Origin of the sequence: Geomonas limicola (assembly GCF_014193675.1) — a bacterium.
Lineage (GTDB): Bacteria > Desulfobacterota > Desulfuromonadia > Geobacterales > Geobacteraceae > Geomonas > Geomonas limicola.
In genome coordinates, this window is record NZ_BLXZ01000003.1 from 77,267 (window position 1) to 86,643 (window position 9,377).

Sequence of the window (9,377 nt, forward strand, 5' to 3'; positions counted from 1 at the left end):
CTCCTTAGGCTGCTAGCTTCTCTTGCTTGTTAAGCATCAGCTCCTCATAGCGTTCACGTATGCTTTGAGGCGAGGTATAGCTCACGTTGAGCCCTAAAGCCTTTGCTACAGCTACGCGAACCTCTCCAATCATCGAGGCTTCTTCCCACGTCGGAACAGCCGTCGGCCACCCCGCAACATAGAGAAGATGCTTTTCTAACCGTGCCTCTGCCTGAACGCGGATTGCTGCAGCCTCCTTCGCCTTGGCGAGCCGGTCCTTCTGGTCCTGGGTGAGCAGCTGGGGTGCGACGTCCGCAAGCCAGCGGTTTCCCTGGTAGGCAAATGTGCTGGTGATTTCGAGCTCCACCATGCGGCGGTAGGTGTCCTGGTTGTCGCTGCAACTGGCGGCGCCGACCAGGTCCTCCAGACCAGCCATGAAGCAGAAGCTGCAGCTCACTCGGCTGCAGCCGTATTCGGTGTATGCCTCGTGGAGTGGTTCATTCTTCCTGGTGAGGTAGTCGTACACGTCCTCGGTCGGCCACTCAATGATCGGGTTCCAGTTCCAGCCGGCGGTTCCTTTAGTCTTTGCCAGCAGCTTTGGCTGCGCCTGCATGCATGGCATCTTTGCCCGCTGGGCGCTCTCCGCGTGCCGTATCCCGGTGACGCTGAGTATCTCCTGGCCGGGGTAGCGGCGTTTTAGCTCCGCGCAAATGATGTCAGTCTTAAGCTCGCTGGTGCAGAACCTCATGGCCGGCGTGCTCCAGGGGAGGATTACCTTGACGCAAGCCATGGTTTCGTACCGCTTGACGTTGTTCTTCCAGCGGGTCTCCCAGCGGTCCATGAGGTCGCCGGCTGCGCGCCGTACCACCACTAGCTCCCATCCCATCCTAGCGGCAAGCTTCTCGCAGACCGGGAGACTGTCCTGCCACTCGACCACTCCGAGGTCGCTGTGGATCAGCAGTCTCGATCCGGTGTGCCCAATCTCGTTGAGGTACTCGTCGAGCCTGAGGGCAACCGCACTGGAATCCTTCCCGCCAGAAACCCCGATGGCAACCGGGGCGCCTGCGAAAAGTAAGGCCCTTATTTGTGGAGGTGCAGTCACCTGAAATCTCTCCACCTTTATGCTTACCCGCATTCTTTACCCCACATCTTCTTGAGCTGGTAGGCGAGCTTGCCGAGGGCGACCAGCGTCTCAGCGCGAGCTGCTTGCTTGGAGACTCCAAGGCATGCGCCGATCTCCTCATAGGTGCAGTTCGTATCCAGATGCCTCGACAGCTCCTGCCCCATTTTGAGGTAGACCAACCATGTCGGTTTCAGAGCCATGATTACCCCCTGGCCAGCTTGGCGGTGATTGCCTGCATGACCCACCTGTCCTTTTTGACCAGCAGTTCGACGGCCACCTCGCACACGCCGGGGATGCGGCGGGTGCCGCGCTCCCAGTCCTGGTAGGTGCGGTAGGGAGTCCTCAGTTGCTGGGCCATCTCGGCTTGGTTCAGACCCAGCTGGCGGCGGCTGGCTTTAAGCTGTTCTGGTGTCATTTCGTGTACTCTCTTTGCTGTTTTTGTACGCAATGCGTATAAAACGCGGCTTTCAGTTGCGCGGCCTGCGGATGGTGAGGCACCACAGACAAATGATCAGGAACACGAGTAAGTCTTGTCCGTTGCTCATGCTGCGCTCCTTTCCCCGCTGGCTTGCGAGGTACTTACCTGGTGCAGATACACGGCGAATACGGCCACGATCTGGAGCATGACAACGGGCATCGGCCAGCTCGGAGTTTCGTGGGGCATCACCTTTGCCTCCCAGGCGAGCCAGTTGGCGCACTTGCCACCGGCGGCCATGATGGCGAACTGGCGAGCCGGCTTGAGCGGCTCGATGTGCTCCGGGTGGCGGCACCACTCCTCCAGCCCCAGAAAGCCGTGGTACTTGCACTCGCTATGACAGGGCATCGTCGTTCCTCGGCTGCCGCTGGTTGGCCCGGCGCACGTCGATGAGGAGGGCATGGAGGTCGCGGCGCAGCTCGCGGCTTCTTTCCAGATCCCGGTCGATACGCCGGAAGAACGCGCTTTCCTGCGGCTCCAACTGGCTCAGCTTTGCGTCCATATCCATTCTCCTCGTTGGCTGCATCATCAGACCTGGAGCGCCACCTCCAGATGACGATCATCTTGCCGGTGTCGGCAAAATGATCGTTTCGCTAAGGTATCGGAATGAGCTGGAACCCAAACCGCTTGATACTGCTCTCATGAGCCCACCTATTGGGGGGGGGCGATCATGATTATTGGATCGCTCGATCCGTCCTTGAAGGTGTGGGGGATGACCTCCCCCACCGTGATTCCGCATTCCGACAGTGGGCAGCACGGGCGGCCGTGCTTGTCAGTTATCCGTACTTTCATGGCTTTACTCCCCCTTCTCTTAGAGTGATGCGATGTCGAGCGGGATCGGCAGGTAGGCACCGACCTCGTTGCGCTGGTAGAGCCGCACGTACTCCTTGGAACCAACGACCGTGATCGCGTCGCTGATGGCGGTCATGGCACGGCGCCACTGCTCGTTGTCGATGCTGTAGCGGCGCAGGGAGAGGATGCGGCCGACGTTGACCTGTCCCTGGGAGTCGACCGCAAAGGCGGCATTTACAATGGTCTTCAGCTCGGAGCCAGAGTTCTCGGTCCACACCGTGAGGCATTCGCTGATCAAGGCTTTAGCCGCTTGCAGCTCCGGCCCGAAGGTGATGGCGTCGCTGATGGCCACGAGGAGCTTGTACTTACCGTCGAAGGTAAACAGCGTGACGTTGCCCTTCATGCCGTTCTTCTTGCCCTTCTTGACGTGGTACTTCTCCGCGATCAGATCGAGGAGCGCGTTGAAGTCCGCGAAGAGCTGCTCCTTGAACTCCCGCATCTGCTGTTGCAGCGCGAGCCACTCGGCAGCTGCGCCGGAGACAAACTGGTCTATGACCAGGTCCGACTCCCGGATGGTTTTGACGGGCACCAGCGCGCCCTTGGCGTTCTCTCTGAATCCTTCAGGTATCTGCGTTGCTTCGATCATGCTCTTGCTCCTTGTCTCTGTTGGTGATCGCCGAGGCTTGTGGCCCTGACTTCCAGGTGAACTTCAAACCGTCTCTTGCAATCCGGGCAGTCGTAGTAGTCGTGATCGGGCTGCCCGAACTTGCGGCAAGCCCACTGGGGGCCGGTGCCAGCCACTTCTCCGCGCTTGTTGATCCCCTCCATCTAGCCCTCCCCTCTCGCCAGAGGCGAACCGGTCAGGCGTTGCTGTGTCATGCTCCGAGCCATGCGCAGAGCACTTGCCACGGTCCGGTGGTCGCTCAGGCGCTGCTCAACGTTCCCGATCTGCTGCTGCTTCAGCCGCTTGAAAAGCCGTTTAATCGATCTGTAAACGCTCATTGCTTTTCCTCACATGCTCTGCAGGCCGTCCAGAGCGCGACCCTGGCCGGGTTGACGGTGATGAAGGGGAGCCGCCGGTTGGCGGCGCACTTCCCCAGGGTGATCTTGCCGAGGCAGGGACAATCGACGATGGTGCTGCCGAACACTTCCTCCACCCGCGTGAGCAGGTTGAAGAGGTCGCCCTTGTAGGTGCCCTTCAGGGCCTGGTTGATGGCAGAGGGGGAGTACTTCAGCCGGCGCGCCACCTCGGCCTGCCCGAGATCTGCGCAGCGGGAGCGCAGCAGCTCCATGCGGTCAGGCTGCGTCATGGTTCACCTCCAGGCTCACGTTAGGGACGGTGGTTTCGACGGCTGCGGCGGCGGGGGATTTGGGGGTGGTCGTGGGTACCATGGTCAGCTGTCTCTCTCTCTCTTTCTGTCTGTCTCTCTTTGTCTCTTTCTTCGAGCAGGCTTTGCTGCTAAATGGGCGGTTGCAGTGGGCACAAAGGGTGGGGAGGCTGGGGCTGTCTACGGCCTGGAAGTACTCGGGGCGACCCTTTCGCAGGGTGCGGCCCGCGTAACCGTGGGTTTCCAGCTCGCGCAGTAGGGCTCGCGCCTTCCTGGTGGAGAGTTCTCTGACGACTCCGAGCAACTCGGAGACGGTTGCTTTTCTCATTATTAAGAGGCTGCGCCAGACATTTCGGCGCAGCGCGTCATTCACCGTTTGCTCACTCTTTTGAAACATTGGCCCCCCTAACTACTCTGATTGCAGGTGTCTCTGTGTTTCTGTCTCTCTACGCCGGACTAGGCCCGCTTCTTCTTGCTGAAGGTGGGCTGGTCGAAGTAGAGCGGGCGGTCACCCCACTCCGATGCGCTGATGTGGTCGCGGCCGTTGGCCTTGGCGAACTTCTCGATCTTGTCGAGGCCGATCTTGATGCGGCCCACGTTGCCCACGGTCTGGGTGTGCAGGTACTCGATGAGATCCGGGGCGATCTTCACCTCGCAGCACTCGCTGGCGACCAGAGCGGTATCGTCCAGGTCGAGCCCGCGGAACTCGATCCACTGGGTCAGGCGCCGGGCGAAGCGGCCGTTCTCCTGCAGCCGGCGGGCGATGTCCTCCATGCCGACCAGGATGACCGGACAACCGCTGATGTCGTAGATGTCGCGCAGGCTGTCCATGATGTCGAACTGCTTGATGCAGTAGTCCGCCTCGTCGACGATGATCGGGCGGGGCTCGGGGGTCGGCTCGCCGGAGGTCCCCTTGGTGAGCTTGGTGACGATGTACTCGACCATGTCGGTGCGGCGGCACTTGCGCTCCCCGCCCAGGTAACGGCAGAGGTCGCCCAGGATGGAGGTGACCGTGGAGCAGCCGAGCGCCCGGATGTACACGGCGTCGTAGTCGTTGGCCAGCAGCGTCAGGGCGGTGGTTTTACCGACTCCCGGAGGCCCCCAGACTACCCCTTGGCCCTCCACGCCTTTGGAGCGGTTGAGCAAATCGTAGATACCCTGGTCGAACCTGCGGACGTCTTTGGTCTTTACCGTTACGTGTTTCATCTGATATATTTCCTCCCTCATTGAATTCCCCATTAAGGGGTAGTTAAAGCCGCCCGGTGATCGCAACACCGAGCGGCTTTTCTTATTGCTCGGTCTCGGTCTTTACCTGGTCTGCCGGGTCCTTCAGGCAGTATTCGTCGTCCTTGAACAGCCCCAGTTTCTTCTTGGTCTTGTCCCAGTACTCGTAGTCCTCTTTCCACTGCAGCTGGTAAGCGGTGGCATCTCCGGCTTTGATCCGATCCAGGATCATGAAGTAGACGTCGAGCGGGTTGGAAACGTCGCGCAGCTTGCGGGACTCGGCGAGGTCCACCACCTTCTGGCGTCGCATCTCCTCGCCGGCTAGCAGCTCGATGGGCAGCTCGTGGTGCGTCGCCGCGACCTCGATGGTGTCGCGCTGTGCCTCGGCCCTTACCATTTCCAGCTTGCGCTCCAGGTTGCTGCCGCGCCTGTTCTCGCGGTCCATGATGGCCTTCTCGACTACGGACACCGGCTGCGCGTGGCGCTTGTTCCCGTTCCACTTGGCGACACAGATCGGGCGCTCTTCCAGGTCGAGCACCCAGACGTTTTCAGCGTTGTGGATGTCGTAGGCCGCGATCATCTCTTGGCCGTGCCAGCGGCAGAGTTCGTAGGCGTGGTAGGTGTTGCCGTGCAGGGTGAACCGCTCGCGCTTCACGGTGATCCGCTCGTGAGGCATGAAGAGGTGCTCCAGCATGTCGCCCTCGTAGACTGTCGGTTTCCAGCCATCCGATACCGCCTGAGCCCATGCCTCGAACGGGGTCATGTGGCGGCGGACCGGCTTGCCGTCAGGCTCACCCGGAGGGGGCGCGGTGATCTTGGCCAGGGCGCTGTGCGGGGTATTGTTGTAGCGGATGACCCAGTCCTCCAGGTAGGCGAGGAACTCGCGCCAGGAGAGCAGCAGCTCGGAGGTTTTCTCGACCTGGCCGAGTTGGCCGGCGGTGGTCGCCTTTTTCAGATCCTTCTCCAGCTTCAGGTAGACCCGCTTCCTGACGATGCGGTCCATGTCCTTGCCGGTGTAGGTCGGCAGGTCCTTCGCGGCCCTGATCCAGATGGACTGGTTGCTACGCTCGATGCCGCCATGGCCCTGGGGGTTTCCGCCCTTCTCCGGCGGCAGGAAGGTGGTGCCGATGCGGCCGATGATCCCGAAGCACTCGTCGCTGTTCACCTTGGCCATGTTGCCGGCGCCACGGTCCGGCTCCAGGATCGCGAGGACGCCGCCCCAGGGCTTCGACTCGTTGACGGTGCAGGCATGGCGGAATGCGTCTGCGACGGTGCGCCAGCTTTCCGCAAGGCCCGCTGACCAGCCAACCAGCACCTTGGTGGTGAGGCAGATGACGCCGCATACTTCGGGGTGGAAGTGGGCGCCGGTCGTCGGGTGTGCGACGTAGGCCTTGAAGCTGTGGCCGTCGATCTGTCCGATGGTCATGGGCGGATACTCGGAGGAGTCGCGGTCGGCATAGCCCATGAGGCTCTTGTACTCGGCACCGGTCATGCGGCCCTTCTCCAGGTAGATGGCGGGGATCTTCTTCATCAGGCGGGCGATCTGGTCGTAAGACGGGATCTCAAGCCCGGCGGGGGAGCGGCGTTTCATGCTGCGTAGGGCCTCGGCGGCGCTCGGCTTGGACGGCCTGCGGTATTCGTCCAGGAAGTACGGAAGCCAGCCAGGTATGCCAGGGGCGAGGCACACAAAATTGGCGCGCCCGTTGTAGTCACGGACCCAGTCGGCTAAAGTTCTTTGGGGAAGTTTCTCCACTGTTTTAGGTGCCAGGGCGACCGGGTTCTTGCCGGACTCGACCCAGGCGCCCCACCACTTTTTCATGCCACCGAAGGACAGGCTGCGCCCCTCGCTTTTGCGGGCATTGGCACGCTCGGCTTGTTTCAGGGCTGCAGGCGGAAGCGTACCGGCCTTGGCCTCGTCGGCGACGCGCTGGATGGCCTCGTTGACGCCGTAACCGGTGGCAACAGCCCGCTCGATGAGCCGCATGAAAAACACGCGGGCATCCATGGCTTCGCGCTGGAACCGCTTCAGTTCGGTGACCGCTGGTGTCGCGGTTTTTTCAGCCACGACGGGAAGGGTCTGGGCCGTGATGGCCGGGAGCTGGCAGACTGCGTCAACATGCGCTTCGATCATGCCGCCCTGGAGGTGATCGCGGGTTGTCTTCGGCAGGCACGAAAGCGGGTAGACCCGGCCGCCACCCTTACCGGGGCGCTTTTCAGAAGGCCAGCCTTCTTTTCTCGCCCGATAATTGACCGCCTGTTCGGTGCCCGGCAGGCCCGGAAGGCCTGCAAGTTCTTTCGCTGTATAGTGTTGTGGGTGGTCCATCTGTGCCCCCTAAGGGTCCATTAAAAGTGGTGCAATCAAGCGCGATTATTGATACATTACGCCCGGTATCGCTCCGGCCAGATGTCCTCTGGCGGGAGCCCGATCTTCTCGGCAATGGCAAGCTCCATTCGCCTGGAGGGCTTATCAAGAGCCTTACGCACAGCTTGCCGGCTGACCTCGGGTTTTTGCTCCCGCGCTATGGTGGCGAAAGAGCTTCCGACAAGTTCAAGTTGACCTTTGATCCAGACCCGACGTTCCTCGGGTTTTTTTGGCACGCGTTTGGTTGTCATGACAACCCTTATAAACCTCGTTCGAGTGCCTGTCAACACCCAAATGCGTTTTTCGAGTTAGGGCTCGGAACCCATTTGGGGTTTAACTTAAAAAACTCTGTAAATTCAATGAATTGATGTGATCTCGAAAACTGGAGGTTTGTTTTCAACTTGTTTTTCAAGTTTGGAGGGGAAGTTGAAAACACGAATGAGTGCTATGACGATAGGTGAGCGGTTAAAATCTGTGCGGGGGGAAACGTCCCAGGATGAGGCGGCGAAGCTACTGGGAGTCCATAAGAACACCCTGGGTAAGTATGAGCGTGGGGAGCGCGTTCCTGATGCGGAGTTCCTGGTAGTGATGCTTGAGACGTTTCCTGAGATAGATCCGGCCTGGTTGCTGACTGGGGAAGGAGCCAAGTTGCGGGAGAAGACCGGCTACCGGTCGGCTGAAGGCGTTTCTTTGAAAAGCGTAGCGATCCAGAAGGAGGGCTTGGGGCCAGATGAGTATGTGAAGGTTGCCCGTTATGACGTGCATGCTAGCGCGGGTGCCGGCGCCCTGGTGGCCAACGAGCAGATTGTGGACTACATCCAGTTCAAGCCAGATTGGATCAAGACGGCTCTGGGTGCCTCGGCTAAGAACCTTGCTTTAATCAGCGTTAAAGGCGACTCGATGGAGCCGACGCTCTCGGATGGCGACATCGTGATGGTGGACACCTCGGATAAGCAGTTCGAGGCGAACGCCATCTATGTGCTGCAGAACTGGGGATCGCTTCTGGTGAAGAGGATACAGCGGAAAATAGACGGGACCGTGGTGATCAAGTCGGATAACCAGGCCTACGAGCCGGAGACGGTCCGGGGAGACCTGGTGGAGCAGCTGCACGTCGTCGGTCGGGTAGTCTGGTACGGGAGGAGAGGATGAGGACAGCTCTAGTTTTATGCGCGATAATGCTTTGTTCTTCAACTGTTTTAGCAGCTCCAACCAAGAAAGAGGCGGCGGCTTTTGTCCGGGATGTGGAGAATACGGTGAAGGCGAGCAAGAAGATCCTGGCGACCAGGACACCGGAGACGATCCGCGAGCAGAATGAGGCATACAAGCGGCTTGCTGCCAAGGGCGAGGCGCTGTTCACTCAGGCCGGGGCGTGCTCGTTTGCGGCCAACTCTGCAGCGGCGATGTGGTCCAGCATGGAGCAGTACTCCCGGCGACCCGATCCGCTTGGACAGAAGCTGAATCAGCGGCGGCAACAGGACTACAGCGACAACATGGAGCTGTGCAAACAGAGCCTGCAGGCGTTTAAATAGCCAGTCCCAAATCACGCGCAAATAATCGGCGGATGTTCGACCAGGCTAAAAACAGGTGCAAATTTACTTGAATAACTCTTTCCTACCTTTTCCCCAATTTTCGCCCAAGATTTCCACAAGTTCCACAATTCGACCTTCAATCTTTCTAGTACCATAGCTCTAGCTTGGTGACAGCACGCGACAGCTGCTGTTACCAGAGGAACCGGTGATGCGAGAGGTACTCTTTTTAGTAAAACACGCGCCGGGGGGGTTCCAGGCCATCAGCCTGCAGGAATCCATCGTCACCCAGGGCGAAACCCTCGACGAACTGGAAGCGAACATCCGCGATGCGCTGCGGCTCCATTTCAAACCGGGCAAGGCCCCGGAGAGCATCCGGTTTCACTTCGTCGACGATACATTTCTGGCGCTTTGACAAGGTGTCCTAACGACGCCGAACCACGACTCCATGACCGAGGCGTTCCTGCCTGGACCGCCCAGGGTCGCACGACCCGTTGAGTCTGCTGATATCTCGAGGAGGGAAACTGACTGGAGATATCAAGCAGACGGTCGAGGTTGCTTCCCCTTC

Annotated in this window: 13 protein-coding genes and 1 other RNA gene; 3 read left to right on the top strand and 11 right to left on the bottom strand. The window is 59.9% G+C overall.

Features of this window, described 5'->3' with window-relative positions:
- Positions 1–4 precede the first annotated feature (4 nt).
- The 11 genes from H7688_RS07445 to H7688_RS07495 form a co-directional block, all read right to left on the bottom strand.
- Positions 5–1,114 (bottom strand): phosphoadenosine phosphosulfate reductase domain-containing protein, encoded by a 1,110-nt coding sequence (locus H7688_RS07445; protein WP_183360447.1) that lies wholly within the window; start codon positions 1,112–1,114, stop codon positions 5–7.
- Positions 1,105–1,302 carry a hypothetical protein gene (locus H7688_RS07450; RefSeq protein WP_183360448.1) on the bottom strand — a complete coding sequence of 66 codons (198 nt, stop codon included), beginning with the start codon at positions 1,300–1,302 and terminating at the stop codon, positions 1,105–1,107. The genes H7688_RS07445 and H7688_RS07450 overlap by 10 nt, the downstream gene beginning before the upstream one ends.
- Positions 1,303–1,304: 2 nt before the next feature.
- A complete protein-coding gene (locus H7688_RS07455; RefSeq protein ID WP_183360449.1) occupies positions 1,305–1,517 on the bottom strand; it encodes a helix-turn-helix domain-containing protein in 213 nt (70 codons plus the stop codon).
- Positions 1,518–1,643: 126 nt separating this feature from the next.
- On the bottom strand, positions 1,644–1,925 hold the full coding sequence (locus H7688_RS07460) for a hypothetical protein (RefSeq protein ID WP_183360450.1): 282 nt from the start codon (positions 1,923–1,925) through the stop codon (positions 1,644–1,646).
- Complete coding sequence (locus H7688_RS07465) at positions 1,912–2,079, bottom strand: hypothetical protein (RefSeq protein WP_183360451.1); 168 nt, start codon at positions 2,077–2,079, stop codon at positions 1,912–1,914. The genes H7688_RS07460 and H7688_RS07465 overlap by 14 nt, the downstream gene beginning before the upstream one ends.
- Before the next feature lie 12 nt (positions 2,080–2,091).
- Positions 2,092–2,173, bottom strand: an RNA gene (locus H7688_RS07470) — hammerhead ribozyme type II.
- A 215-nt stretch (positions 2,174–2,388) separates the two neighbouring features.
- Complete coding sequence (locus tag H7688_RS07475) at positions 2,389–3,015, bottom strand: DUF3164 family protein (RefSeq protein WP_183360452.1); 627 nt, start codon at positions 3,013–3,015, stop codon at positions 2,389–2,391.
- Between the two features lie 352 nt (positions 3,016–3,367).
- The gene (locus H7688_RS07480) at positions 3,368–3,679 is read right to left on the bottom strand and encodes a helix-turn-helix domain-containing protein (protein ID WP_183360453.1); all 312 of its coding nucleotides are present in this window, start codon (positions 3,677–3,679) and stop codon (positions 3,368–3,370) included.
- Positions 3,680–4,153: 474 nt separating this feature from the next.
- A complete protein-coding gene (locus H7688_RS07485) occupies positions 4,154–4,903 on the bottom strand; it encodes an AAA family ATPase (protein WP_183360454.1) in 750 nt (249 codons plus the stop codon).
- Between the two features lie 82 nt (positions 4,904–4,985).
- Positions 4,986–7,244 carry a Mu transposase C-terminal domain-containing protein gene (locus tag H7688_RS07490; RefSeq protein ID WP_183360455.1) on the bottom strand — a complete coding sequence of 753 codons (2,259 nt, stop codon included), beginning with the start codon at positions 7,242–7,244 and terminating at the stop codon, positions 4,986–4,988.
- Positions 7,245–7,300: 56 nt separating this feature from the next.
- Positions 7,301–7,534 (bottom strand): helix-turn-helix domain-containing protein, encoded by a 234-nt coding sequence (locus H7688_RS07495; RefSeq protein WP_183360456.1) that lies wholly within the window; start codon positions 7,532–7,534, stop codon positions 7,301–7,303.
- A 175-nt stretch (positions 7,535–7,709) separates the two neighbouring features.
- Here H7688_RS07495 and H7688_RS07500 point away from each other — a divergent pair, with 175 nt between their 5' ends.
- The 3 genes from H7688_RS07500 (at position 7,710) to H7688_RS07510 (ending at position 9,224) form a co-directional block, all read left to right on the top strand.
- Complete coding sequence (locus H7688_RS07500; protein ID WP_183360457.1) at positions 7,710–8,432, top strand: XRE family transcriptional regulator; 723 nt, start codon at positions 7,710–7,712, stop codon at positions 8,430–8,432.
- Between the two features lie 26 nt (positions 8,433–8,458).
- Positions 8,459–8,812: a hypothetical protein gene (locus H7688_RS07505; RefSeq protein ID WP_183360458.1), complete on the top strand. Its 354-nt coding sequence runs from the start codon at positions 8,459–8,461 to the stop codon at positions 8,810–8,812.
- 208 nt (positions 8,813–9,020) lie between these two features.
- The gene (locus H7688_RS07510) at positions 9,021–9,224 is read left to right on the top strand and encodes a type II toxin-antitoxin system HicB family antitoxin (protein ID WP_198424467.1); all 204 of its coding nucleotides are present in this window, start codon (positions 9,021–9,023) and stop codon (positions 9,222–9,224) included.
- Positions 9,225–9,377 lie beyond the last annotated feature (153 nt).